Source organism: Ruminococcus sp. CAG:330, assembly GCF_000437175.1.
Classification (GTDB): domain Bacteria; phylum Bacillota; class Clostridia; order Oscillospirales; family Ruminococcaceae; genus Ruminococcus_C.
On sequence record NZ_FR898083.1, the window covers coordinates 1 to 24,233 of the forward strand.

A 24,233-nucleotide genomic window follows, 5' to 3' on the forward strand; every position below is an offset into this window, starting at 1 on the left:
GAAACGGCGACTGCCTTAGGCGACCAGCCGCAGCCGCTGACGGAGCCGAACTTCGAAAAACTGACGGCACAGTACGGCAAGCTTTTGCTAGTAGATTCCAAGGAAAAGCTGCGGCGGTATGCCCGCCTGTATCCCACATTGGCATGCACCAAGTTTCCGATACGGCAGAAAAATGGCTATGTCTGGCTGCCGGAGCAACCAGTACGGCAATCAGCAAAAGCTGCCTCAGACGGCATCACCCTGCCGGAAATCCGCAGAGAACTGCTGTTGAAACAGTTGCAATTGCCGCCGGAAAAAATTGCTCTGGAACAGGTCTATCCCCTTTGCTATGAGGATATGGGATTTTTCTCTGAAAATGGGAGCCACCGCAAACGTGGTGAAGATTTTCTGAAAGAAGCACCGCAGCTGCTGCAGGATTATGAAGCACAGCATGGCAAAGTTCTCCGGGAACGGTACTCACCGGAGGAATGGGACTGGTTCCGGCAGGCTGCCGATTAACCCGAATCACAGCTATAGAAAAAACCGATACCAAGCGATACGATTTTCCCGTCTACCCCAATGCGGAAAGCTGTGGTATAATAGAAGGAGTATTATCGGCACAGCCTGCCGCAGAAAGGAACAAGCATTATGAAAATCGCATCACTGTTTGCAGAAAAAACGGTTTTTTCGTTTGAAATTTTCCCCCCGAAAAAGACCTCTCCCATTGAGACTGTCTACGACACGCTGGAGGCACTGCAGGATCTCCATCCGGACTTCATCAGCGTGACCTTCGGTGCCGGCGGAAGCGGCAACGGGGAGAACACCCTTGCCATTGCACGCCGCCTGAAAGAGCGTTACGGTGTGCTGCCCATGGCGCATCTGCCCTGCATCCACTATAACAAGGCACAGATCGACCAGATTCTGGAACAGTTTCAGGAGAACGGCATCGAGAACATTCTGGCGCTCCGTGGCGACCGGGTGGAGGGACTGACTCCCACCACGGATTTCAACCACGCAGCTGACCTCATCCGCTACATCCGCAGCAAGACCGGCAGCTTTGACATCGCCGGCGCATGTTATCCGGAGTGCCACCCCGAAGCGCCCAACATGGACACAGACATCCGCCACCTGAAAGAAAAGGTGGATGCCGGCGCAAGCCACCTCATCACCCAGCTGTTTTTCGACAACGATTCCTTCTACGACTTCCGGTATCGGGCAGCCCGTGCCGGCGTGAACGTGCCCATTGAGGCAGGCATCATGCCCGTCACCAACCGGAAGCAGATCGAGCGCATGGTCACCATGTGCGGTGCCAGCCTGCCCCGCAAGTTCACCAAGATGGTGCAGCGGTTCGAGGACAATCCCGACGCACTGCGGGATGCCGGCATTGCCTACGCCATTGACCAGATCGTGGATCTGGTGACCGACGGCGTGGACGGCATCCACCTGTACACCATGAACAACCCCTACGTGGCACGGAAGATCAGCGAAGCGGTGGGCGGCATCATCAAGGCGGCGACAAAATGCTGAGCATTTCCCTGAACCCCATCGACCAGCGGGAGGCGCTGCGGTACATGGGCTGTCCCGAAGCGCCGGACGACACGCTCCGTGCCGTTATGGAGCGCTGCGAGGCGCAGCTGCGCAAAACAGTGCACCCCGGCGTGGTGTTTCGGGTGCTGCCCCTGTGCCGGGAGGACGGCACACTTTCCGCCGGCGGTCTGGCGCTGACGGGGGAGGACATTGCAAAACTGCTGGAGAACTGTGACCGGGTGCTGCTCATGGCTGCCACCCTCTCCGGTGCAGCTGACCAGCTGATCCATCGGGCGGGCGTGTCGGATATGACCAGCTCTCTTGCCATGGATGCCCTCGCCAGCGCTGCCATTGAGCAGGTGTGCAACCGGGCGGAGGAGCACTTTCGGGAGCGCCTGCCGGACGTGTATTTCACATGGCGCTACAGCCCCGGCTACGGCGACCTGCCCCTGTCCCTCCAGCCTCAGATGCTCCAGCTGCTGGATGCGCAGAAGCATCTGGGGCTGACCGTCACGCCGGAGCACATTCTCATTCCCAGAAAATCGGTGACCGCCCTCATCGGGCTGTCGGCGCATCCGCTGAAAAAGGGCGCACGCGGCTGCGCCACCTGCCGGATGCGGGAAACCTGTGCGTTTCGCAAGGGCGGCGCACACTGCTGAATTTCACAGGCTATGCAAAGCCGTCAGGCAGGCTGCCTGTAAATAAAGGAGTCTTATTCATGGCATACGAAGTCGTACCCTATACAGAAGCAGATCTGGACGGCATGATCGCCGTCTGGAACGAAGTGGTGGAGGAAGGTATGGCGTTCCCCCAGATGGAAACACTGGATCATAAGACCGGCGTGGAATTTTTCGGAAAGCAGGACTTTGTGGGTGTGGCAAAGGTGGACGGCGAGGTTGCCGGACTGTATATCCTCCACCCCAACAACGTGGGCAGATGCGGCCACCACGCCAACGCCAGCTATGCCGTTTCCTCCCGCATGCGTGGAAAGAAGATCGGCGAGAGTCTGGTGCAGGACTGCCTGCACAGGGCAAAGGAGCTTGGCTACCGGCTGCTGATCTTCAATGCTGTGGTCAAGGGCAACGACCGTGCCATCCGCCTGTATGAGAAGCTGGGCTTCCGGAGGGTTGGCGCCATCCCCGGCGGATTCCTGCTGAAAACCGGCGAATATCAGGATATCTTTGTGTATTATCATACACTTTAAGAGCCTGTTTCGCATCTTTTTCCGCACATCTTTTCGGCAGATTTTGCCGGTGGCTGCGTCAAAAATCCTTGCCAGACACAAAGTATGCCTGCGGATTTTTTCCTTGTCACCGACAAAATCATGCTCGAAAATCCGCACAGAAAAAGATACGGAACAAGCTCTGAGTAATCGAGAGGAGTGGCTGCAATGACCGATACGATTTACACGCCGGAGCAGATTCAACAGATCCTGTTTCCCGTTTTTTTGCAGTATCCGGTGAAAAAGGCGATTCTGTTTGGCTCTTATGCCAAGGGAACTGCGGAAACGAAAAGTGACATTGATATTTTGGTGGACAGCGGGCTGAAAGGACTGGCTTTTTTCGGCTTGCTGGAGGATGTTGTCACTTCTCTGGAAAAAGAAGTGGATTTGCTGGATGTTTCGCAAATCACGCCGGATTCTGAAATTGACCGAGAAATCTTGAAAAGCGGTGTTGTAATTTATGAGAGCTCGTGTTCATAGGCGTCTATCTACGTCTTTTCGGCAAATTTTGTTGTATACTGCGTTAAAAATTCTTGCCATACGAAAGTATGCCTGCAAATTTTTGCCTTGTCTGCAAAAAAATTTGCTCGAAAATCCGCATATATTTCCTATGAACACAAGCTCTGAACGAGAAAGATAAGCAAGTGCTGCAAAAAATCTACCAGCATTTGACCGCAGTGCTGACCTATTGTGAAGCGTGTGATACACTTGAGAACCTGTCTTCACAAGCGTATCCACGTGTCTTTTCGGCAAATTTTGCTGCATCCTGCGTGAAAAATACTTGCCGGGCGACAGCCCGCCTGCGTATTTTTGCCTTGTCTGCAACAAAATTATGCTCGAAAATCCACATATATTTCTTGTGAAAACAGGTTCTGAGACGTTTCAGGAAAATTCCATGCGTGTGGAAGCCTGCGTGTTTAATTTGATGCAGATTGGAGAGCTTGCAAAGATTTCGCTGAGCGAGGAAGCCAAAGCGGAAATCAGAACGATTCCGTGGAAACAGCTTTACGGAATGCGGAATCGCATTGTACACGGTTATTCCGGCGTAGATATGCGGATTGTCTGGGATACCATTTCGTCGGACTTGTCGCAGCTTCGGCAGGAAATTGAACCACATCTAAATTGAAAGGACATCCCCTTATGCTTTCTTCCCTATTTCCCCATCGTAACTTCATTCGTCTGGACGGCGGTATGGGCTCCATGCTGCAAAAGGGCGGTATGCCCGTGGGCGCACTGCCGGAGGTGTACAACATCACCGAGCCGGAGCGTATCATCGGCGTGCAGAAACAGTTCGTCGCCGTTGGGTCGGACGTGATCTATGCCAACACCTTCGGCGCAAACCGCCACAAAATGGCGAAGTCCGGCTATTCCGTACAGGAGCTGATCGCCGCCGGCATTGCCTGCGCCCGCAAGGCGTGCGAGGGCACACAGACTAAGGTGGCGCTGGACATCGGTCCCATCGGACAGCTGCTGGAACCGCTGGGCACGCTGACGTTCGAGGAGGCATACGACATCTTTCGGGAGGAGATCCTCGCCGGACAGGATGCTGACCTCATCGTCATCGAAACCATGACCGACCTGTACGAAACCAAGGCGGCGCTGCTGGCGGCAAAGGAGAACTCCGGCAAGCCGGTGATCTGCACCATGACCTTCGAGCCGAACCTCCGGACGTTTACAGGCTGTACCGTAGCATCCGCCGCCATGACGCTGGAGGGACTGGGGGCAGATGCCGTTGGCGTGAACTGTTCCCTCGGGCCGGATGAGCTGTATCCCATTGTGGAGGAGATGGCGAAGTGGACGACGCTGCCGCTGGTGGTAAAGCCCAACGCCGGACTGCCCGATCCGGTCACCGGCGAATATCTGGTGGATCCGGCGGAATTTGCCAATGCCGTGGTGAAATTTGCGCAGCTGGGCGTGACGGTCTACGGCGGATGCTGCGGTACTACGCCGGCGCACATCAGGGCAGCCTATGACCTGCTGGAACAGACGGAGATCGCAAAGCGGGAGAACATTCAGATTCCTGCGGCGGTCTGCTCCGCTTCGGAGGTGGTGCTGATTGACCAGCCCCGCATCATCGGCGAGCGCATCAACCCTACAGGCAAAAAGCGCTTCAAGGCGGCGCTTCAGGCGAACGACATGGACTACATCCTCGATCAGGCAGTGCAGCAGGTGGATGCCGGCGCAGATCTGCTGGACGTGAACGTGGGTATGCCGGGCATTGACGAGAAGGGTATGATGATCCGCACCGTCAAGGCGCTCCAGTCCATCGGCGGAACCCCGCTTCAGCTGGATTCCACCATTCCGGCAGTCATGGAGGCAGCACTGCGGGTGTACAACGGCAAGCCCATTGTCAACTCCGTCAACGGCGAGGAGGCATCTCTTCAGAACATCCTGCCGCTGGTCAAGAAATACGGTGCGGCAGTGGTGGGACTGACGCTGGACGAAAACGGCATCCCCAAAAAGGCAGCCGACCGCTTCGCCATTGCCAAGCGGATTCTGGAACGTGCCATGGCGCTGGGCATCCCGCGGCAGGACGTGTACATCGACTGCCTGACGCTGACTGCCTCGGCGGAGCAGGACGGCGCAAAGGAGACGCTGGAGGCTGTCCATCGGGTCAAGACAGAGCTGGGGCTCAAAACTGTGCTGGGCGTGTCCAACATCTCCTTTGGTCTGCCGAACCGTGAGGCAGTGACACGGACGTTCCTCACCATGGCGCTGGAAAACGGGCTGGATCTGCCCATCATCAACCCCAACATTGCCTCTATGGCGGAGGCAGTGCGGGCGTTCCGGCTGCTGTGCGGCTTCGATGAGAACTGCGCTGCCTTTGTGGAGGCATACGCCAACATGCCCGCACCCACTGCTTCCGCTGCCCCCACGCCGTCGGCAAAGGCATCGCCGGCAGAGAAAAAGCCGGAGACGCTGGATCTGCCCTATGCCATGTCCCACGGACTCAAGAGCGAGGGCGCCAAGATCACGGCGCAGCTGCTGGAGACCACAGACCCCATGGTGGTGGTGAACGAGATGCTGATTCCGGCGCTGGACAGTGCCGGCAAGCTCTTCGAGCAGGGAAAGATCTTCCTGCCCCAGCTGATTCAGACGGCAGGCGTGGCGCAGGCGGCGTTTGAGGTCATCAAGACCACGCTTATCCAGCGGGACGCTGCGCCGGTGAGCCGTGGGGAAGTGGTGCTCGCCACCGTCAAGGGCGACATCCACGACATCGGCAAGAACATCGTCCGTGTGCTGCTGGAAAACTACGGCTATACCGTGCTGGATCTGGGCAAGGATGTGCCGTGCCAGCTGGTGGCGGATACGGCAAAGGAGCATAACGTGAAGCTGGTGGGACTCTCCGCCCTGATGACCACCACGCTGGGCGCAATGGAGGAGACCATCCAGCTGGTCAAGGCAGCGTGTCCCGACTGCAAGGTCGTTGTGGGCGGTGCTGTGCTGACAGCGGATTACGCCGAGAAGATCGGCGCCGACTTCTACGCCAAGGATGCCATGGAAACCGTGGCAGTGGCAAAGCAGGTCGTGGGATAATCCGGGGCGATGACAGCGGTTATCAGTCAAGGCGAAGATGACAGAAATTTGCCTCCCCTGAAAGGGGAGGGGGACCGCCGATAGGCGGTGGAGAGGTCATTTTGTGAAATCTTTTTATTATGTTTTTAGTATAAGTGGAGACCCCTCAGTCAGTGCTACGCACTGCCAGCTCCCCTTTCAGGGGAGCCTCACTCGGCAAACTTCATATTTTTGAAAATTGATTTGCGTATGAAAGAGGAGGAAGACCGCTGGCAGGCGGTGGAGAGATTTTTGTGAAACCGTTTTCGCATGTTTTTTGTAGGGACACGGTGTGCCGTGTCCGACGGAACGGGATGACAGAAATTTGCCTCCCCTGAAAGGGGAGGGGGGCGGCGAAGCCGCTCGGAGGGGTCAATTCCGTTACAAAATCAAGACAAAGAAAAATTGCAGTGTTAAAACCTCAAAAGACACCGACATCCAAAAAACACCGGGAGGTAATTATGGAAACAGATTCGAAGCAGGACACCGTACCGCAGGAGGACCTGCAGGAAGAGTACACCGAGGAACTGGAAGAGGAGCGGAAGCTCAAAAAGTGGGATCTTGTCAACAAACAGTGGGCAGCGACGGCGATCTTCAGCGGCGTGGTGCTGCTGCTGGTGGCGTTCCTGTTCATCCGCCACGAGATCTTCACCGGATTTCTCTCCTATGTTTTGGGCGTGCTCCGTCCCATCACCATCGGGCTGGTCATCGCCTTTGTGCTGTACCGCCCCACCTGTCAAATTGAGAAACTGCTGCAAAAGGCGCAGAAAAAGTTTCCGAAGTTTCCGGCAGGTGTGATTGCCGTGTTCTGCGCTTACTTTCTCATGCTGCTGCTGCTGAGCGGTGTGATCTGGATCATTGTGCCGCAGTTTGCGAACAGCATCCGGGACTTCTCCGACAACATTCTCATTTACTATAGCAATGCGATGAAGTTCCTCAACAGCAACCGTGGGGAACAGATCTTCCGGTTCTTACAGGAAAACGGCTTCGACCCCGCCTCGCTGCGCACCAAGCTGACCAGCCTCACCAGCTACATTCCCGATGCGCTGGGCACGCTGGGCACATTGGCAAGCGGTCTGATCGGCGGTTTCATTGACTTCTTCATCGGTCTGATCTTCTCTGTCTATGTCCTTGCCGGCAAGAATAAGCTCCGCAGGCAGGGCAAGCGCATCCTCCGGCACTTCCTGCCGAAAAAGCACTACCAGCGCCTGTCCCACTACGGCCGCCTGACATTCAACACCTTCTCCAACTTTGTCAGCGGACAGCTGTCGGACGCCTTCATTCTGGGCGTGCTGATCTTCTGCGTCATGACCATCGGCGGACTGGAATACCCCATGATGATCGCTGTTATCATCGGCATCACCAACATGATTCCCTACGTCGGCCCCTGGATGGGAACGATTCCCTGCGCCCTCATTCTGCTGATGGTGAACCCCATTCATGCGGTGGCGTTTGTCATCATCGTCATCATTGCACAGCAGGTGGACAGCAACCTGATCTACCCCCGTGTGGTGGGAACGTCTGTGGGACTGCCTGCCATCTGGGTGCTGTTCGCCATCACCGTGGGCGGCGGTCTGTTCGGCGTCGTCGGCATGATTTTCGGTGTGCCGGTAATGTCCATCATCTACACCGTCATTCGGGAAAAGACCATGGGCGACACACCGGAACCGCCCGGCAAGCCCGCCGAAAAAAAGCGCCAGCGGTTTTCCGGCTCGCTCCGGAAGCTGCGGGAGAAAATGCAGCGTGAAAAGAAATCCTAAGAGCTTGTGAGGGAAACTCCCATATCCCAATCGAAAAACTACCAGAAGACCATGTACGCCTGCTTCATCGGCTATATTGTGCAGGCGGCGGTCTTTCCGGTGCTGCTGCTGGCGGGAATGCTGCTGCTCTCCCGGCAGAAACCTGTAAAATCGTGAACCTAAGGAACGGTGCTGCCGTTCCTTTTTTTGCGGGCAGTGATGTCTGGTGCGGCAGGGGATACATTGTAGGGACACGGCGTGCCGTGTCCGCAAAAACCGGGATTGCTTTTGGATGTGACATGTTGAAAAGCAACGCTTATCCATGTATCGCAGTGATATTGACCGTGGAAAAGAATCGGACACGGCACGCCGTGTCCCTACAGAAATGAACTTTCCACAGAATTTGACTGTTTCGCCCTGTCAGAGCATTCCTCATTCCGGATTTCGGTTTTTGTGGAAAACCCATTGCAAAGCCGCAGATTTCATGCTATAATAGTACATATATTCCGGACAAATTCCCGTGCAGCTGTGCACTCGAACCGTCCGATCACTTTTGAAAGGAAGCTTTTTCTCATGGATGTCACCACATTTCCGCTTTCATTTTCCTGCCATCTGATTTTTAGTCTGATCGCAGGCTGTTTTTTCCTGCTGCAATATCTGCGACTGCGCCGGCCGTACCAGCTGGTGCTGACCATCGCCATTCCCGCCTCGCTGCTCATCTATCTGGGCAGACTCATGGAGCATCTGGGACAGACCGGCGCCGCCGATTTCTTTAACGGAAAGCCCTGGTTTCACACCATCGGTGCGCTGGAAGCTGTTCTGCTGCTGGGGGCGCTGGCGCTCTCCATCCTCGCCAAGGTTCGCCGGAAAAAGGACGGACAGGACGATGCGGACGACCAGCCGAAAGAGGATGCCGCATGAAACTCGTTGTCACAGACGGCACCACCCTCTCCGGCGGCGGCGTTTCGCTGGAGCGCTTCTCCCGGTACGCACAGGTGACGGTCTACGACCTGACCCCGCCGGAACAGCTGGCGGAGCGCATCGCCGATGCGGATGCGGTGCTGTGCAATAAGACCCCCATTCCCGCTGCGGTCTTCGACCAGTGCCCGAAGCTGCGCTATATCGGAGAGTGCGCCACGGGCTACAACAACATCGACATTGCCGCAGCGAAGGCGCACGGCGTGACCGTCTGCAACGTGGCGGGCTATTCCACCGATGCTGTGGCGCAGCACACCTTTGCCCTGATCCTCCACGATTACAGCCGTGTGGCACAGTATGACGCTGCTGTCCGGCAGGGGGCGTGGAAACAGGCAAAGACCTTCTGCATCATGCCCTATCCCATGCAGGAACTCGCCGGAAAAAAGCTGGCAGTGGTGGGATACGGCAGCATCGGCAGAAAAGTCGCTGCCATTGGCGCAGCGTTCGGCATGGAGGTGCTGGTCGCCACACGCACCCAACCCCAAAACTGCCCCTATCCGCTGGTATCGCTGGACGAGGCGTTCCGGCAGGCGGACATTCTCACCCTGCACACGCCCCTGACAGAACAGACTGCCGGCATGGTCAGCGCCGCACGGCTGCGCACCATGAAGCCGACGGCGCTGCTGGTGAATACGGCACGAGGCGGACTGGTGAGAGAGGACGATCTGGCGCAGGCGCTGAAGGACGGCACCATTGCCGGCGCAGCGCTGGACGTGCTGACGGAAGAGCCCATGGGGGACACACCGCTGGCAGATCTGCCCAATTGCACCATAACCCCGCATACCGCATGGACACCGCTGGAAACCAGACAGCGCCTGCTGGCGCTTGCCGAGGAAAACCTCCGGTGTTATCTGGCCGGAACCCCGCAGAATGTGATTACTGCCCCGTAAGGAGAATATGATACGATGATTGATGTTGCCAAGAAAAAACGAATCGTGCTGAAGCTGGGCACCTCCACGCTGACGCACAAGACCGGAAAACTGAACATCCGCCGGATGACCAATCTGGTACGGATTCTGTCCGACCTCCACAACGCCGGTAAGGAGCTGCTGCTGGTTTCCTCCGGCGCTGTGGGAATGGGCGTGGGCAAGCTGAACCTGCCGGAGCGCCCCAAGGACACGCCCTCCAAACAGGCTGCTGCTGCCGTGGGACAGTGCGAACTGATGCACATTTACGACGACATGTTTTCCAAATATAATGTTACCGTGGCACAGATTTTGCTGACACGTGCCACCCTGACCAACGAGCGTCTGCCCCACGTACAGAACACCATTGGCAGACTGCTGGAAATGGGCGTGATTCCCATTGTCAACGAAAACGACACCGTCGCCATTGATGAGCTGGAACTGGAAATCGGCGAAAACGACTCCCTTTCCGCTACGGTTGCTGCCGCAGTGGGAGCAGATCTGCTGATTATCCTGTCCGACATCAACGGACTATACTCTGCTGATCCCCGCACCGATGCCAATGCACAGGTCATTCGGGAAGTCCGGAAAATCGATGCCCGCATTGAACAGATGGCAGGCGGTGCCGGTTCGGCACTGGGTAGCGGCGGAATGGCGACCAAGATCAATGCCGCAAAAATTGCCACCGAAGCCGGCGTGGATATGGTCATCATGAACGGCAGAGATCCGGAACAGCTGTACGCACTGTTTGACGGCGAACCGGTGGGAACGCATTTTATGGCGGAATGAGTTTATCACACGAAACCCGCAGGTTATTACATCAATAGAGTTTTTTGCTCCAGCAATTTTTTCAAAAATGCTGGCGAGGTTCAGGGCGAGGAGCCCTGATCGCTGTCCGCAGACAGCGAAACGCCCCGTGCCATGCTTCCGGCACACGGAGAAAAGGGTGAGAAAATCGACAGATTTTCGAGGGGAAGCGAACAAGACCGCTTCCCCTGTTTCCCCTTTGAAAAAGCAAGGGTTGAGAAATGTTCCGGTGGAATATTTCTCACGAGATGCTTAAAATAGAACTTGGTGCAGTATCAACATGGACAGCATTTTTAGAAAAATTGCTGCACCAAAAAATCTTCTCATCCACCTTTATCATCTGAAAAGGAGCACACCCATGAACGCCTTACTGACCTACCGCCGTCTAACAGAAGCAGACATCCCCACATTTGTGGCAATGCGAATCACGCAGCTGAAAGAAGAAGGGGCAAAGTCCGATCTGGACTTGACGCCGGCACTGACGGCATACTACCAGAAGCATCTGGCAGACGGCACGTTTGTATCGTGGCTGGCGGTGGACGGAGAACGCATTATCGGGACAAGCGGCATGTCCTTTGTGGAAAAACCGCCGTACTACAGCAATCCCACCGGAAAAATCGGATTGCTGTCCAGTATGTACACGAATCCCACCTATCGCAGACAAGGCATTGCCCGAAAACTGCTGGATCATGTGGTGGAAGAAGCCAGAACCTATGGCTGCGGAGCCGTTTGGATCACTGCGTCTGAAATGGGTGTGCTGTTATACACCGCATATGGATTCGAGAAAAACGGGCGGTTTTTGCAGTACCCGCTGTCATGAAAGAAATCATTAGAGAACGCTTCCGTGTAAAACATCCCACTGGGATGTTTTACAGAGTTGCCAATATAAAAAGGGCAGCCAGGGAAAGCGGTCGTGTTCGCTTTCCCTCGAAAATCTGTCGATTTTCTCACCCTTTTCTTCGTGCGCCAAAAGCACGGCGCAGAGGTTTCGCTGTCTGCGGACAGCGACCAGGGCTTCTCGCCCTGGACCTCGGCAGCATTTTTTTCAAAAAATTGCTGCACCAAAAAAATCTTCTTTGAATCGTCAATCCCACTTTTTATCATTCGGAAAGGAGCACACCCATGAATTACGCTGAAACCCTTGGTGTCAAGGCAAAAGCTGTGGAATCTGCCATTGCCACCGCTGCACCGCAGGTGAAAAACAATGCCCTCGCTGCCATTGCCGATGCCCTGCTGGCAAGACAGGAGGAGATCCTCGCTGCCAACGCCAAAGACTTGGAGGCTGCCGTCCAGAACCACATGACAGAATCGCTGCAGGACCGCCTGCGGCTGACCCCTGCCCGCATTTCCGGCATGGCAAACGCTGCCCGCCAGCTGATCGCCGCCGAAGATCCCATTGGCTCTGTGGACAGCGGCTCTGTCCGCCCCAACGGACTGCAAATCCTCAAGACCCGTGTGCCGCTGGGTGTCATCGGCATTATCTTTGAATCCCGCCCCAACGTCACCGTAGACGCTGCCACCCTCTGCCTGAAAGCCGGAAACGTGGTCATTCTCCGTGGCGGCAAGGAGGCGATTCACTCCAATACCGCACTGGCGCAGATCATGCGGGACGCTGTGGAAACTGCCGGACTTCCCAAAGACATCATCCAGCTGGTGGAGGACACTTCCCGTGAAACTGCTGCCGATATGATGCACCTCACCGGCTATCTGGATGTGCTGATTCCCCGCGGCGGTGCCGGACTGATTCAGGCAGTGCTGCGCCAGTCCACCGTGCCGGTCATTGAAACCGGTGCCGGAAACTGCCACGTCTACGTAGACCGCTGCCTGCACGGCGAAGCGGATTATGAAATGGCTGTCCGCATCATCGACAACGCCAAGACCCAGCGCCCCTCGGTCTGCAATGCCATTGAGGGACTTGTGGTGCACAAGGACGTTGCAGCGGAGATTCTGCCCCGTGTGCAGGAGGCGTTCCGTGCCCACGATGTGACGATTTACGGCGACGAACAGACACGGAAGATTCTGGGCGATGCCGTTCAGCCGGTGACGGAAGAACTGTATGACACAGAATTCAACGACTACAAAATTACCGTAAAAGTGGCGGACAGTCTGGACGACGCCATAGCGCACATCGCCAAGTACAGCACCAAGCACTCCGAGTGCATCATCACCCGTGATCTGGACGCAGCGCAGAAATTCCAGCGCACCGTGGATGCCGCTGTTGTCTACGTCAACGCCTCCACACGGTTCACCGACGGCGGGGAATTCGGCTATGGCGCAGAGATCGGCATCTCCACCCAGAAGCTCCACGCAAGAGGCCCCATGGGACTGCACGAGCTGACCACGGTGAAGTATCTGGTCAGCGGCAACGGACAGATTCGGGAGTAAGGGATGCTGTCAGTCTTTTGTTGTATTGCCTGTGCGGTGCTGGTGATTTTAGATGTCACCGGAAAGCTGCATCCGGAGCGCACTCGCTCGCAGGTGCTGCTGCACCTGTTTTCTCTGGTGGGAGTGCTGGTTCCGCTGGTGGCGACGCTTCTGGTTCCATGGTTCGTTGACGATCTGGAAACGCTGCGGATGGTGCGGTATCTGTACACGCTGCCCTATGCGCTGTCGTTCGTGTCCAATCTGGCGAGCTTGCTCTGTGCTGCCACGTGGGCGTATACCATGGTGCGCATATGCAGCTGTGTCCCCATTGCCAAGACCGGCAGCGACCGGAAACAGGCGGCGAAGCAGCAGCTGACCATGCTGTGGCTCTCCCTGCCGTTTTTCCTGCTGATGCTGGTTTCCGGTGTCATTCTGCTGGTCAGTACGCTCAGTGTCTGGTGGATGGCGGCGCTGATGGCGGTGCTGCTCTGCATCGTCTTTCTGCCGGCGATCGTTGCCGCCGCTGTGCTCCTGGGCGGACTCACCCTGATGATGGCGCTGCCCCTGCTGGTGCAGTTCATCGCCCTGCTGATTCCCTATGTCATGGGCGTTGTCTACGGCAACCGTTACCTCATCGCCTGTGCGCCCTGTCTGGGCTGGAAAAAGCCGTTTCGCATCGTCTTGCAGGTGCTGATGTTCCTGCCGTGGATTCGCTGGATCGTGACGCTGATCGTCATGTCGAAGATGCAGAACGTGAAATGAGGATCACCAAAAACGCCCCGGCAATTCGTTTGCCGAGGCGTTTCTTTTTGTCATATGGATTTGCTGCGGTTATCCCACAGCGCCGTCTGTGCCGATCTGGTTCAGTGCTTCCTGATATTCCTCCAGTGACATGGTGTCCTGCGCATCTGTCACATGGGGACTTTCTTTCTGGTAGGCGTAGCTGGAGAGGGGCTTTTGCACAATGCGGAAGCAGCCCTCGCCGGCGGAGAAATCGTAGTAGCCGTAGGCGATCTGGGATTCTCCCGTCAGCTGTCCCTGATAGCACACCGTTTCTGCCAGCGTGTTGCCCTCGGTGAGGGTGTACTGGGTGATGTTCTGGGTGTCCATATAGCAGCCGCTGGTAAAGAACCCGTTCTCCGAGTCGGAGCCGTACAGCAGCGTGTGCGAGCCGCTGGCATCGCCCTCCACCTGTACGGGATTCTTGTCGGCGTCTGTCGTCCAGACGCAGAAGGTGTACTCCGCCTCGTTGTAGCCCGTCCGGACGATCAGCTCCGGCGAACCGTCCTTGTCCATGTCGTACAGGGCGTAGGTGGGTTCCGGCAGGGAATCGTCCTGTGCGCTGTCGGACTGGTACTGTTCCAGATAGTACTGGATGACGTTCCGGTAGGGGTCGCTGTCCGCAGCGGAGAACTCCAGCGCCGGCGCATCGGTGAATTGCTGGGCAGTTGCCGGCTGTGTGGTGCTGGCAGGGCCGGCGGTGTGGTCGATCTTGCCGCATCCGCTGAGAAGCAGGGCGCAGACCAGTGCGCCGGAAAAGGCATATCGTTTCATGAAAAAGACCTCCTGTTCACAAGAAGCGCATCCCAAATCATAGCGGGGCTCATTCCACCGGTTTCCGCACCACGCTTCCCGCCGGAAACGCCGTTTCACAGGCAATGGAGCATTGCATCATGGCGTGGTTGGCGGTTTCGATGATTTCGCCGGCATCGTTTTGCAGTGCCTGCGCCGCCACCGTCACCGGCGGCTGTCCGGGAGCGACGATCTCCAGCGTATCTCCGGCAAAAAAACGGTTGCGCTGGGTGAGGTACAGTCTGCCGTCCTTCCAGCTGTCTACGACGGCGACCACGTCGCAGTTCCGGACATAGCTGCTGTTCTGGTAGCGCTGGGCGGCGTTCTCTCTGCCGTAGAAGAAGCCGGTGCAGTACTCCCGGTGGCTGACCTGTACCACCTCGTCCAGCGCCCACTGGGGTGCCGGCTCACCAGCCTTAGCGGCATCCAGCGCCGCACGGTACGCATTCGTGACAATTGCCACATAATAGGCGGACTTGTTCCGCCCCTCGATTTTCAGGCTGTCCACGCCTGCCGCCAGCAGCTCCTGCAAATGGCCGATCATGCACAGGTCTTTGGCGTTGAAGATGTACGTGCCCTCGTCCGTCTCCTCCACGGGGAAATACTGCCCCGGGCGGGTGGACTCCATGAGATGGTAGTTCCAGCGGCAGGGCTGGGCGCATGCGCCACGGTTGGCATCCCGTCCGGTGAGATAGGCGGACAGCAGACACCGTCCCGAAAAGGACATGCACATGGCACCGTGGACAAAGACCTCCAGCTCCATATCCGCCGGAATTTTCGCCCGAATCCCGGCGATCTCCTCCAGCGACAGCTCCCGTGCCAGCACCGCACGGGTCACGCCCATGTCATACAGAGCCCGGCAGGTGCCGTAGTTGACAATGCCCGTCTGGGTGGACATGTGAATCTCCATGTCCGGCGCAAGCTTCCGTGCCATTGCCAGAAGCCCCAGATCCGCCAGAATCAGCGCATCTGCGCCCGCCTCCTGTGCCTCCCGCAGAAACTGCGGGAACGTGGGGATCTCCTCGTTGCGGGGGAGGGTGTTGCAGGTGAGATAGACCGGCTTTCCGTACTGGTGCGCCAGCGCCACTGCCTCGTGCAGCTGCGCCTCGCTGTGGAAATTGCTGGCGGCTGCACGCATGCTGAAGCTCTCCCGCCCCAGATACACCGCATCTGCGCCGTAATCCAGCGCCGCACGGAGCCGTTCCAGATCGCCGGCAGGTGCCAGCAGCTCCGGCTTATTCTTGTGTATCATCGCTGCCCTCCGTTTCGCCGACGTCCTCGCTGCCGTCAGAAGCACTGTCTCCGTCCTCTCCGGCGGCCTTGCGCTGTGCCTCCACTTCCTTCTGGTTTGCCTCGTGCTGTTCCAGCGTGGAGGCAAAGTACGTCTCCTTGGTGTCCACATTGGAGTAGAAGTAATAGTAGCTGGTGTCCGCCGGATAGAGCGCTGCGTAGATCGCCTCGCTGCCCGGATTGTCGATGGCGCCGGCAGGCAGTCCCGTGCACACATAGGTGTCATAGGAGTCGAACAGCGTCTGATTATAGTCCTCGCTGTGGGGCTTGATGACCTCCTCCACGTACTTGGTGGTGGGGTCGGACTGGAGCAGCTGGTATTCTGCGGAGTGGTTCAGCCGGTTCCAGAAGACCGACGAGATGTTCGCCATCTGGTCAACGGAGCCTGCCTCCGCCTGAATCATGGAGGCGAGGGTGATAACGTCGTCCAGCGAGATGTTCAGCGCTGCCATGCGGTCGTAATACTCCTGCGGAATCTTGCTGTTGAAGTTTTCCAGAATCTTCTGGCACACCAGCTCCACGTCCATCTCCTGATAGAACGTGTAGGTGTCCGGGAAGAGATAGCCCTCCATCTTATAGAACTTCTCGTCCTGGAAGCTGGGCATATGGGATTCATACGCCAGCCCGAAAGAGGGATCGTTGTTGAAGTAGTTCAGGAAAGCGTCGGCATCGCAGACGTTGTTCTCCTCCAGCAGGTCTGCCGCATCGCACAGGCGAATGCCCTCCGGGAAGGTAATGGATACCGACAGGGAGCTGTCCATGGGGTCGCTGACCAGTTCACTGAGGATGGTTTCATACGCCATGTCCGGACGAAGCTCGTGGTCGCCGGGCTTGATGTCCTTGTCCTTGTTGCTCATGCCGGCAATAAAGACAAAGAAGCTGGGCTTGGAAATGATGTCCTCTTTCTGGAGCGTCTCCGCAATGTCGTTCATGGAAGCACCCTGGGGAATGGTGACGATCTTGGTGGTGCTGTCGCTGTTGATGCCCAGCAGATCTCTGCCGTAGACGATGAGCAGGGTGGAGAGCAGGACAGACACGGCGATGATGACAATAGTCATGACCAGCGCACTGATGACACGGTGGGGCTTGCGTTTCCGGCTGGTGCGGACGGCAGCGCTGCTGCTGCGGGTGCCGGGCTGGCTCTCGCCCTCCAGATCCTCGTACAGCGGGTCAGCGGGTTCCGCCGGCTCCGGCGCTGCGGTGTGCCGTGTGCCGGGGAACTCCTGCGAAGCGGCAGGGCTGCGGAAGCTCCGGCTGGGCTGTGCCGCCGTCCGGGGGGCAGCCGGCTCCGGTTTTGCCGGCGCCGGTGCAGGCTCTGCTGCCGGTGAGGCAGGGCGTGTCTGGGGTGCTGCGGCACGGGAAGCCGGCGCCGGATTGGGATTGGGTGCCGGCTGTGGGGTGCGTGGTGCGGCGGGCTGCGGTTCCGGCGCTGCCGGACGCTGTGCCGTTTCCCGCAGGATCTGGTTCAACAGCGCATCACGGTTCATATCATTCTGATCCATTCCATACCTCCAGCGGATATTCAGTGGCGAGCCCGTCCAGACGCAGGTCTGTGGGTTCGGCGGGGACTTGGAGCACCACAAAGGGCGAGAGAGCGAAGCCGATCTTGCGCACAAACGGATACGCCGCCAGGAAGCGGTCGTAATAGCCTGCGCCGTAGCCCAGTCTGCCGCCCTCGTGGTCGAAGGCGAGTCCGGGCACCAGACACAGCGGGAACAGTCCCGGCCCCGGAATGACCTCCGGCATCGCCGGCGAGGGTTCCAGTACGCCGTAAGTGCCGGACTTCAGTTGTTCCTCCATGGGACGCTCCGGCGAGAGCAGATGAAACGCCATGCGGCGCTCCGGCAGGCAGCGGGGGACGGCAACGGTCTTGCCGTCTTTCAGCGCCTGCTGCAAAATGGGCAGGGTGTCCGGCTCCTGCGGCAGCGACACGAAGCAGAACAGCTGCCCGCAGCGCCGATATTCGGCACTTTCCAGAAAGCGTTTGCAGGCACGGCTTTCCAGAAGTTTCTTTTCCATGGGAAACATGGCCTGCCGCTTTTGGCGCATTTCCGCACGGAGCTGCTGCTTTGCAGCGGCGATCTCAGTCACAGAGGATCGAGGCACGGATCTGTGCCTGTGTTTCTGCGCCGGCGAGAGCGCCGACCAGTGCCAGACCAAAGTCCACGGCAACGCCTGCACCTCGTGCCGTGATGATCTTGCCGTCTGTGACAACGCCGGTGCTGCCGATCTGTGCGCCGGTGAGTTCCTTTTCAAAGCCGGTGTAGCAGACCGCTGTCTTTCCCTTGAGCAGTCCCTTGTGTCCCAGAATGGACGGTGCGGCACAGATGGCGCCGATCCAGCGGTCGTTGGCGGTGCAGTAGTCGATGGCTGCCTGTACCGCCGGAGATGCCTCCTCGTTCAGCGTGCCCGGCATGCCGCCCGGCAGAACGATCATCTCCATATCTGCGCCGATGTTCAGCTCCTCAGCGGTGATGTCTGCGGTCAACGGAATGCCGTGAGAGCCGGTGACGGTCTTGCCGGTGACGCCGACGGTGGTCACGTCCAGCTTGGCACGGCGGAGCATGTCCACCGGTGCGAGGGCTTCTACTTCCTCAAATCCGTTTGCAAGAAAAACATAGATCATGATAACCTTTCCTTTCGTGTTCAGTGCTTGTTCTGTGTCTTTTTATGGATGGGAAAAAGATGCGAAACAAGCTTTATAGGAGCCGTTCCGGTGTCCGGCAGGTCGCCGTCCACTTTTCCAGCAGCAGCGCCGGATGGTAGGACAGCTTGGACTTGCGCAGCCCCGGAATGCCCAGATCCTCTTCTCGGTTCAGGTAGGCGTAATCCTGCGCAAAATGGGCGGCAAACTGCTGCGCCATGGCGGGATATGCGCCGTGATATTGGATGTCTGCCTTTTCGATGTGTACGCCAAAGACGCTGCGGCTGATGGGTTCGCCGATGGAGAACGCCGCCAGCTTTCCGGCGATGCGCAGCACACCGCCCTTCAGCCCCAGCGCCGCAAAGTTGGTGAAAAAGGTGTGGATGGCGAACTGCTCCGCCACGCTGGAGGCATCGGTGTAGCCGTCCCGCTGGTTGTAGCTGTTGGCGGCGAAGGCGATGCACTCGTCAAAATCGGCGGGCTTCATCTCCGAGAACACAGCGCCATACTTGGCGAACTGTGCGATGTGATTGCGCTTTTTGTGGTATTTCTTTCCGGACAGGGCGATAAATTCCCGTGTGTCATAGAGGTAGTCGGCGCTGTCCCGCTGGTTTTCCAGGGTGAAGCAGCCGGGGAAGCACGCCTCCAGACGGGAGAGCGTCTGCGCCGTCAGACCGCCGATGACCAGCGGCTGATGCAGCGCCGCCGCAACCTCTGCCATTGCCCGCACCGCCCTGGCGAGATCGCCGGAGCCGGCGGGGAAGGTGAAGTGCGGTGCGCCGTCCTCCGTGTCAAAGGCGCAGATCAGATAGAAATCGTCCAGCCGGGCAATGCGGGAGTCCGCCGCACGCCGCCACGCCAGATTGTTGGCGAAGCTGTATTCGCAGCCCATGAACTGGGACTGTTCCAGTGCGTGCTGCACCCACGGACGGTCGGCAAGGGTGAGTTCGTGAAAACTCAGCATCCCAGCACCTCCCGAATCGTCTGCCGCAGGCTGTCCCGAATTTGCGGGATGGGATAGAGCCGGCTGCCGTCCGAACAGGGGATGCAGTGCCAGCCCAGCTTCTCGCCGGCATACGCCGCCGCTTTGGTGCACTGCACCAGATAGGCGAGGTCTGCCTCGTGGATGTCCTTTTTCGAGGCATCCCCGTGGTAGCGCTTGACGAGAAGCTGCTGGGAAAGCTCCAGCGGCAGCGACAGAAACAGCACCAGATCCGGCCGGGGAAGTCCCAGCTTGTCATATTCGTAGTCCTCCAGCCATGCCAGATAGCTGTCCCACTGTTCCGGCGGCAGCTTGCTCATCTGGTGGATGGCGTTGGAGGTGGTATAGCGGCTGGCGAGCACCCATTCGCCGCTGCGGTAGTTCTGCTCCCAGTCCAGTTTGTAATTGGCGTAGCGGTCTGTGGCGTAGAAGCTGGAGGCGGCATAGGCGTTCACGCCGCCGGGGGTGCTGGAGAAGTCGCCCTGAAGATACATCTTGACCAGCGCTGCCGAGGGCTTGTCGTACATGGGAAAGCTGATGGCTTTCACGGGCTTTCCCTCGCTCCGCAGCAGCTGCTGCAATTCCTGAAACTGGGTGGACTTTCCGCAGCCGTCCAGTCCGTCCAGCACGATGAGTTTCCCCTTATCCATGGCGTATCACCTCAAATTTTTCCCGGACTTCTCTGGCTTTTCCGCAGCTCATCTTGCCCTCGGTACATCCGCCGCAGCAGCAGGACGGGCCTGCGCTGGTGAAGAGGGCGGGGGCAGTCTGGCAGCAGAGCCGGAGCATCTCCGTGGCAACAGCACGGATCTCCCACTGCGCCCGGTTGCAGCAGCGGAGCCGGAAGAAGTTCCGCAGACTGCGGACATTCATGGTCAGGATCATCTTGGTTTCACAGGCGTTGGGGAGCACATAGCGTGCATCCTCGATGGCCTTTTTCTCCGCCTTGGTGCGGGCGGTCTTTTCCGGCAGTCCCTGCGCCAGAAATTCCGGCACGTACTTTGCGGCGAGGGCATCTGCCAGCCGGTTGTAGCTGTCGATGGCCTGCTGCATGACGTTCTGGTAGTCCGCCAGAAGCGCCGGATCGGCGGCAATGGCGGGGGGCGTGATATAGACAAATGGATCCTGCCGCACATAGCGCTGGCTCTGGACAGAATAGGAGGCGATCCGGTGACGGGTCACCTGCGCCAGAAACGAGCGGGACACGCCCTCGATGCCGAAGGTAAAGGTCACGTGTTCCACCGGACTCTCATGGCCGAAGCCGTCCAGCATTTCTACAAATTGTTCGGCACGCTCCTGCGAGATGGATTCCCTCAGGGCTTCCACATCGGTGTCTGAATAGCAGAGCCTTGCGGCAGCTGCGACAGTCTGTTCCGGTGTGGGGGTGTGCGCCAGCAAAACCACTTTCGGTGTCATCGCTGTTGTTCCTTCTTTCTCGGAAACCGCAGGCTGCGGCGTTCCGCTGTTTTCAATTATTATACCATTATTTCAGGATAAAGTCAACTTTTTGCCCCGCAGCCGGCATACAAAAAAGCGCCCCGACTTGCATCGGAACGCTCTCGTTTTCCATATGATTGGTGCGCTTAGTCGCTGACATACGGCAGCAGTGCAATGTGTCTTGCACGCTTGATGGCAGTGGTCAGCTCACGCTGGTGGAATGCACAGGTGCCGGTAACTCTGCGGGGCAGAATCTTGGCACGCTCGGTCATGCACTTCTTCAGCTTTGCAACATCCTTATAATCGATGCGCTCTACACGATCGACACAGAACATGCAAACCTTTTTGCGGGGGCGCTTGCCGCCGCGCTGAGATCTTTCTCTCTCCATGATATGATAATCCTCCTATCTGCAATGCGGTATTTTTTTCAGCTTACTTCAACGGAGGAATTGCTTAGAACGGAACTTCGCCGTCGCTCAGGATTTCTTCAAAATCGCCGAGGTCGCCAAGCTGCAATGCGCCGGAAGACGGGGCACTCGCTGCTGCCGGCGCAGGTGCCGGAGCTGCGGGCTGTGCGGGAGCAGATGCAGGCGCCGCCTGTGCATAAGCGGGCTGCTGGTATGCGCCCTGATAGCCGCTGTTTTCCTGTGCTGCACGCTTGGACTCGCCAAACGATACGTTGTCTGCCTGAACTTCCATGCTGTAATGCTTTACACCGTTCTGATCGGTATAGTCGCTGTTTCTGAGGCTTCCCTCTACGATAACCATGCTTCCTTTGTGAAAATAGCGGCTCACAAATTCCGCCTGCTGTCTCCAGCAGACCACGTTAATGAAATCCGCCTCACGTTCGCCTGTCTGCTTGTTGGCAAACCGGCGTTCTACTGCCACACGGATGCGGCAGACCGAAGCACCGCTGGTTGTCTGGCGGAAATCCGGATCCGCACAGAGCCGTCCCATCAAAATAACCTTGTTCAGCATGTCTGGTTCCTTTCTGAATTCTCTCTCAAGTTGAAATGTTCGTGCTTACTTTACAGTGACCAAAGAACGCAGAACGCCGTCTGTGATGTTCAGAACACGCTCGATCTCTGCCGGAACGTCCGGAGTCGAAGTGAAAGTGAATACTGTGTAGTATCCGTCCGGTTCGTCGTTGATCGGATAAGCCAGCTTGCGCTTGCCCCACTCGTTTACTTCATCCAGTGTGGCATCCGATGCAATCTTCTCACGGAACTTCTCAACCAGCTCCTTGGCAGCCTCTTCCCCGTCCTTCAGACTGAAAACCGTCATCAGCTCGTAGGATTCCTGTTTTTTTGCCATACTCAATACACCTCCTTTTGGATTTCGCCTGCACCAAAGGTACAAGCAAGGATAACACATCTATTATATCAAAACCGCCCGAAAAAGTCAAGCCCTTTTGCAAAAGTTTTTTTGCGCCGGCTTTTCTCCCCGGAATCGCACCGAAACAGCAGAATCTTGCTGTAACATCTTACAAAAAGCATTTCAGAATCAAGAAAAAACTGTTGCATTCGTATAATTTGTGTGCTATAATAAAAATATTCGATTTCGAAATTTTGACAAGGCGAAAGGAGTGGCTATGCAGAAAAAGCAATTGTTTCGCCGGCACGCTGCTGTGCTCACAGCGGCAGCCCTCACCGTGGTATCCCTTCCCGTGGTGGCGGCATCGTCGGCGGAGTACAACACATGGACGGGGTACGTGCTGCGGAATGCGGCAGGGCAGTACCTCAGCGTGTCCGGCGGCACGGAGGGCGAGGGCGCACAGGTCGGGTTCTACGACGCAGACGGCGTGGCACCTTATAACACGTGGTATTTCACGGAGACAGAGCTGGGCATCACCATCAAATCCGCCCTCTCTCAGGGGGAATACTACCTGACGGAAAACGCCGGGGAAAACCGGCTGGAGCTTTCCACAGCTGCCGGGCAGTTTGAACTGGATGAGGACGGTTATCTGCGGGGATTCCGCAGCGGTGTGGAGTCGCCGGTCTATGCGCAGGTGACACCGGAGCCGGTGACCAATCTCCACATGGGCGACTGGAACCATGACGGCGTGGCGGACGGCGCCGATCTGGCACAGCTTCGTCAGGCGGTACAAAACGGCACGGCAGATTTTGCGCAGCAGACCGTGGGCGACACCAACGGAGACGGTGTGCTGAACGGAGCAGATGTGCAGCTGCTCCAGCAGTATCTGCTGGGGAAGGCGGTCACCATGGCAGCGGTACGGCTGCCGGAGAACACGCTGGTTCCGCCGGCTGTGACCACGACCACAACGACGCAGGAAACGACCACAACAACGACCGCCACGGAAACCGCTGCTGCGACCACCACCACGGAAGCGTCCCGCCAGGATCTGACCATGGCGGACTTTCCCAGCGATTACACCGATGCAGCGGACTGGATCTGGAACAACCGCATTGTTGCGGAGAAATCCACCGAGCGCCGGAACACCATCTTTGACCAGATCGTCGCCGGCGAGGGCACCATCAACTATGTGGTGCGGTGGCAGTCCTACCGCACCCTGACACTGGAACAGCGCCAGCAGTTCGAGAAGTTGGTGAGCGACTGCATCAACGGTTGGAACGACTGGCTCAAGGGCTGGGACGGCTGGAAGTACGACCACATCGATGTGAAAATTGTGGGCTGGGCAGTGCTGGACAAATCCGTCCTGCAGGATCTCCAGCCGGATGAGGTGGTCTATGACAGCCTCATCTCCGACTACGACAGCACCTACGACACCTCCAACGGCGTGGACACCATTCCGGATAAGCTGCCCAGTGCGCCGTCTGCGCTCTCCCGCTTCGACCACTTTGCCGACAGCAGCTACAGCTATCCCGGCGGACTGGACAAACGCTTTGACATGTACCTCTGGGGCACACAGGGCTTTCCCAACATCGGCGGATGCGGCGGCGACTGGGGACAGCGCCTGTCGGATACGGCGTACCTCAACATGCTGGACGGCTCCGGCATTCATGTGCTGGAACACGAGATCGGTCACGGCTTCGGCATGACAGACTTTTACGGCGGCGAGGGCGAATCCAACGGCTTCCCGCCCGGAGGCTTCCCCGGCGGCGAGAACTCTCTGATGATGGCGGGGTCTGCAATGAAGATCACGGATTTTGATGGCTGGATGCTGCGCTATATGTGGAGTAAGATCAAGGACGACGCAGGACGGTTTTAAGCGACGGGATATGGTATCGCATGCGCAGGAAACAGAACGCAT

Annotated in this window: 27 protein-coding genes; 16 read left to right on the forward strand and 11 right to left on the reverse strand. The window is 57.6% G+C overall.

Going from position 1 to position 24,233, the window contains the following annotated elements:
* The 15 genes from QZL66_RS09435 to QZL66_RS09500 all read left to right on the forward strand — a co-directional run.
* On the forward strand, positions 1-498 hold a 498-nt coding region (locus QZL66_RS09435), incomplete at its 5' end, for a hypothetical protein (RefSeq protein WP_293602197.1).
* Positions 499-627: 129 nt separating this feature from the next.
* A complete protein-coding gene (gene metF, locus QZL66_RS09440) occupies positions 628-1,506 on the forward strand; it encodes a methylenetetrahydrofolate reductase [NAD(P)H] (RefSeq protein ID WP_022411470.1) in 879 nt (292 codons plus the stop codon).
* Positions 1,500-2,165 (forward strand): vitamin B12 dependent-methionine synthase activation domain-containing protein, encoded by a 666-nt coding sequence (locus tag QZL66_RS09445; RefSeq protein WP_022411471.1) that lies wholly within the window; start codon positions 1,500-1,502, stop codon positions 2,163-2,165. The genes metF and QZL66_RS09445 overlap by 7 nt, the downstream gene beginning before the upstream one ends.
* Before the next feature lie 59 nt (positions 2,166-2,224).
* Positions 2,225-2,710, forward strand: a complete 486-nt coding sequence (locus tag QZL66_RS09450) for a GNAT family N-acetyltransferase (protein WP_022411472.1) — start codon at positions 2,225-2,227, stop codon at positions 2,708-2,710.
* A gap of 186 nt (positions 2,711-2,896) precedes the next feature.
* The gene (locus QZL66_RS09455) at positions 2,897-3,208 is read left to right on the forward strand and encodes a nucleotidyltransferase family protein (RefSeq protein WP_022411473.1); all 312 of its coding nucleotides are present in this window, start codon (positions 2,897-2,899) and stop codon (positions 3,206-3,208) included.
* Positions 3,209-3,560: 352 nt separating this feature from the next.
* On the forward strand, positions 3,561-3,854 hold the full coding sequence (locus tag QZL66_RS11980) for a HepT-like ribonuclease domain-containing protein (RefSeq protein ID WP_369677373.1): 294 nt from the start codon (positions 3,561-3,563) through the stop codon (positions 3,852-3,854).
* A gap of 14 nt (positions 3,855-3,868) precedes the next feature.
* Positions 3,869-6,265, forward strand: coding sequence for a homocysteine S-methyltransferase family protein (locus QZL66_RS09460; protein ID WP_022411475.1), 2,397 nt, complete (start codon positions 3,869-3,871; stop codon positions 6,263-6,265).
* A gap of 479 nt (positions 6,266-6,744) precedes the next feature.
* On the forward strand, positions 6,745-8,043 hold the full coding sequence (locus tag QZL66_RS09465; RefSeq protein ID WP_022411476.1) for an AI-2E family transporter: 1,299 nt from the start codon (positions 6,745-6,747) through the stop codon (positions 8,041-8,043).
* Positions 8,044-8,049: 6 nt separating this feature from the next.
* Entirely contained in the window at positions 8,050-8,199 is a 150-nt protein-coding gene (locus QZL66_RS09470; protein WP_293602202.1) for a hypothetical protein, read from the forward strand.
* A gap of 396 nt (positions 8,200-8,595) precedes the next feature.
* Positions 8,596-8,943 carry a hypothetical protein gene (locus QZL66_RS09475; RefSeq protein WP_022411477.1) on the forward strand — a complete coding sequence of 116 codons (348 nt, stop codon included), beginning with the start codon at positions 8,596-8,598 and terminating at the stop codon, positions 8,941-8,943.
* Positions 8,940-9,890: a D-2-hydroxyacid dehydrogenase gene (locus tag QZL66_RS09480; RefSeq protein WP_022411478.1), complete on the forward strand. Its 951-nt coding sequence runs from the start codon at positions 8,940-8,942 to the stop codon at positions 9,888-9,890. The genes QZL66_RS09475 and QZL66_RS09480 overlap by 4 nt, the downstream gene beginning before the upstream one ends.
* A gap of 15 nt (positions 9,891-9,905) precedes the next feature.
* On the forward strand, positions 9,906-10,694 hold the full coding sequence (gene proB, locus QZL66_RS09485) for a glutamate 5-kinase (RefSeq protein WP_022411479.1): 789 nt from the start codon (positions 9,906-9,908) through the stop codon (positions 10,692-10,694).
* 376 nt (positions 10,695-11,070) lie between these two features.
* Positions 11,071-11,532 carry a GNAT family N-acetyltransferase gene (locus tag QZL66_RS09490; protein WP_022411480.1) on the forward strand — a complete coding sequence of 154 codons (462 nt, stop codon included), beginning with the start codon at positions 11,071-11,073 and terminating at the stop codon, positions 11,530-11,532.
* A 302-nt stretch (positions 11,533-11,834) separates the two neighbouring features.
* Complete coding sequence (locus QZL66_RS09495; RefSeq protein WP_022411481.1) at positions 11,835-13,097, forward strand: glutamate-5-semialdehyde dehydrogenase; 1,263 nt, start codon at positions 11,835-11,837, stop codon at positions 13,095-13,097.
* Positions 13,098-13,100: 3 nt separating this feature from the next.
* Positions 13,101-13,838 carry a hypothetical protein gene (locus tag QZL66_RS09500; protein WP_022411482.1) on the forward strand — a complete coding sequence of 246 codons (738 nt, stop codon included), beginning with the start codon at positions 13,101-13,103 and terminating at the stop codon, positions 13,836-13,838.
* 69 nt (positions 13,839-13,907) lie between these two features.
* Here the strand turns inward: QZL66_RS09500 and QZL66_RS09505 are convergent, their stop codons facing one another.
* The 11 genes from QZL66_RS09505 to rpsF form a co-directional block, all read right to left on the reverse strand.
* Entirely contained in the window at positions 13,908-14,630 is a 723-nt protein-coding gene (locus QZL66_RS09505; RefSeq protein WP_022411483.1) for a hypothetical protein, read from the reverse strand.
* A 49-nt stretch (positions 14,631-14,679) separates the two neighbouring features.
* Complete coding sequence (locus QZL66_RS09510) at positions 14,680-15,900, reverse strand: peptidase U32 family protein (protein ID WP_022411484.1); 1,221 nt, start codon at positions 15,898-15,900, stop codon at positions 14,680-14,682.
* Entirely contained in the window at positions 15,884-17,440 is a 1,557-nt protein-coding gene (mltG, locus tag QZL66_RS09515) for an endolytic transglycosylase MltG (RefSeq protein ID WP_022411485.1), read from the reverse strand. Before mltG ends, QZL66_RS09510 begins: the two co-directional genes overlap by 17 nt.
* On the reverse strand, positions 17,427-18,119 hold the full coding sequence (locus tag QZL66_RS09520) for a 5-formyltetrahydrofolate cyclo-ligase (protein ID WP_369677374.1): 693 nt from the start codon (positions 18,117-18,119) through the stop codon (positions 17,427-17,429). Before QZL66_RS09520 ends, mltG begins: the two co-directional genes overlap by 14 nt.
* A complete protein-coding gene (locus QZL66_RS09525) occupies positions 18,022-18,564 on the reverse strand; it encodes a DJ-1 family glyoxalase III (protein ID WP_022411487.1) in 543 nt (180 codons plus the stop codon). The genes QZL66_RS09520 and QZL66_RS09525 overlap by 98 nt, the downstream gene beginning before the upstream one ends.
* A gap of 73 nt (positions 18,565-18,637) precedes the next feature.
* Complete coding sequence (locus QZL66_RS09530; protein ID WP_022411488.1) at positions 18,638-19,546, reverse strand: DUF2156 domain-containing protein; 909 nt, start codon at positions 19,544-19,546, stop codon at positions 18,638-18,640.
* Entirely contained in the window at positions 19,540-20,214 is a 675-nt protein-coding gene (locus QZL66_RS09535; protein ID WP_022411489.1) for a dTMP kinase, read from the reverse strand. Before QZL66_RS09535 ends, QZL66_RS09530 begins: the two co-directional genes overlap by 7 nt.
* Entirely contained in the window at positions 20,207-20,980 is a 774-nt protein-coding gene (thyX, locus tag QZL66_RS09540) for an FAD-dependent thymidylate synthase (RefSeq protein ID WP_022411490.1), read from the reverse strand. Before thyX ends, QZL66_RS09535 begins: the two co-directional genes overlap by 8 nt.
* 167 nt (positions 20,981-21,147) lie before the next feature.
* Entirely contained in the window at positions 21,148-21,390 is a 243-nt protein-coding gene (rpsR, locus tag QZL66_RS09545; protein ID WP_022411491.1) for a 30S ribosomal protein S18, read from the reverse strand.
* Between the two features lie 64 nt (positions 21,391-21,454).
* Positions 21,455-21,979, reverse strand: a complete 525-nt coding sequence (locus tag QZL66_RS09550; RefSeq protein WP_022411492.1) for a single-stranded DNA-binding protein — start codon at positions 21,977-21,979, stop codon at positions 21,455-21,457.
* A 45-nt stretch (positions 21,980-22,024) separates the two neighbouring features.
* Positions 22,025-22,315 (reverse strand): 30S ribosomal protein S6, encoded by a 291-nt coding sequence (gene rpsF, locus QZL66_RS09555; protein WP_022411493.1) that lies wholly within the window; start codon positions 22,313-22,315, stop codon positions 22,025-22,027.
* A gap of 277 nt (positions 22,316-22,592) precedes the next feature.
* On the opposite strand from rpsF, the gene QZL66_RS09560 reads away from it, so the two are divergent.
* On the forward strand, positions 22,593-24,191 hold the full coding sequence (locus QZL66_RS09560) for a dockerin type I repeat-containing protein (RefSeq protein ID WP_022411494.1): 1,599 nt from the start codon (positions 22,593-22,595) through the stop codon (positions 24,189-24,191).
* The last annotated feature ends 42 nt before the right edge of the window (positions 24,192-24,233 follow it).

Coding starts and splice junctions, on each gene's coding strand:
- metF (WP_022411470.1), top strand. CDS start 628: ATGAAAATCGCATCACTGTTTGCAGAAAAAACGGTTTTTTCGTTTGAA.
- QZL66_RS09445 (WP_022411471.1), top strand. CDS start 1,500: ATGCTGAGCATTTCCCTGAACCCCATCGACCAGCGGGAGGCGCTGCGG.
- QZL66_RS09450 (WP_022411472.1), top strand. CDS start 2,225: ATGGCATACGAAGTCGTACCCTATACAGAAGCAGATCTGGACGGCATG.
- QZL66_RS09455 (WP_022411473.1), top strand. CDS start 2,897: ATGACCGATACGATTTACACGCCGGAGCAGATTCAACAGATCCTGTTT.
- QZL66_RS11980 (WP_369677373.1), top strand. CDS start 3,561: ATGCTCGAAAATCCACATATATTTCTTGTGAAAACAGGTTCTGAGACG.
- QZL66_RS09460 (WP_022411475.1), top strand. CDS start 3,869: ATGCTTTCTTCCCTATTTCCCCATCGTAACTTCATTCGTCTGGACGGC.
- QZL66_RS09465 (WP_022411476.1), top strand. CDS start 6,745: ATGGAAACAGATTCGAAGCAGGACACCGTACCGCAGGAGGACCTGCAG.
- QZL66_RS09475 (WP_022411477.1), top strand. CDS start 8,596: ATGGATGTCACCACATTTCCGCTTTCATTTTCCTGCCATCTGATTTTT.
- QZL66_RS09480 (WP_022411478.1), top strand. CDS start 8,940: ATGAAACTCGTTGTCACAGACGGCACCACCCTCTCCGGCGGCGGCGTT.
- proB (WP_022411479.1), top strand. CDS start 9,906: ATGATTGATGTTGCCAAGAAAAAACGAATCGTGCTGAAGCTGGGCACC.
- QZL66_RS09490 (WP_022411480.1), top strand. CDS start 11,071: ATGAACGCCTTACTGACCTACCGCCGTCTAACAGAAGCAGACATCCCC.
- QZL66_RS09495 (WP_022411481.1), top strand. CDS start 11,835: ATGAATTACGCTGAAACCCTTGGTGTCAAGGCAAAAGCTGTGGAATCT.
- QZL66_RS09500 (WP_022411482.1), top strand. CDS start 13,101: ATGCTGTCAGTCTTTTGTTGTATTGCCTGTGCGGTGCTGGTGATTTTA.
- QZL66_RS09505 (WP_022411483.1), bottom strand. CDS start 14,630: ATGAAACGATATGCCTTTTCCGGCGCACTGGTCTGCGCCCTGCTTCTC.
- QZL66_RS09510 (WP_022411484.1), bottom strand. CDS start 15,900: ATGATACACAAGAATAAGCCGGAGCTGCTGGCACCTGCCGGCGATCTG.
- mltG (WP_022411485.1), bottom strand. CDS start 17,440: ATGGATCAGAATGATATGAACCGTGATGCGCTGTTGAACCAGATCCTG.
- QZL66_RS09525 (WP_022411487.1), bottom strand. CDS start 18,564: ATGATCTATGTTTTTCTTGCAAACGGATTTGAGGAAGTAGAAGCCCTC.
- QZL66_RS09530 (WP_022411488.1), bottom strand. CDS start 19,546: ATGCTGAGTTTTCACGAACTCACCCTTGCCGACCGTCCGTGGGTGCAG.
- QZL66_RS09535 (WP_022411489.1), bottom strand. CDS start 20,214: ATGGATAAGGGGAAACTCATCGTGCTGGACGGACTGGACGGCTGCGGA.
- thyX (WP_022411490.1), bottom strand. CDS start 20,980: ATGACACCGAAAGTGGTTTTGCTGGCGCACACCCCCACACCGGAACAG.
- rpsR (WP_022411491.1), bottom strand. CDS start 21,390: ATGGAGAGAGAAAGATCTCAGCGCGGCGGCAAGCGCCCCCGCAAAAAG.
- QZL66_RS09550 (WP_022411492.1), bottom strand. CDS start 21,979: ATGCTGAACAAGGTTATTTTGATGGGACGGCTCTGTGCGGATCCGGAT.
- rpsF (WP_022411493.1), bottom strand. CDS start 22,315: ATGGCAAAAAAACAGGAATCCTACGAGCTGATGACGGTTTTCAGTCTG.
- QZL66_RS09560 (WP_022411494.1), top strand. CDS start 22,593: ATGCAGAAAAAGCAATTGTTTCGCCGGCACGCTGCTGTGCTCACAGCG.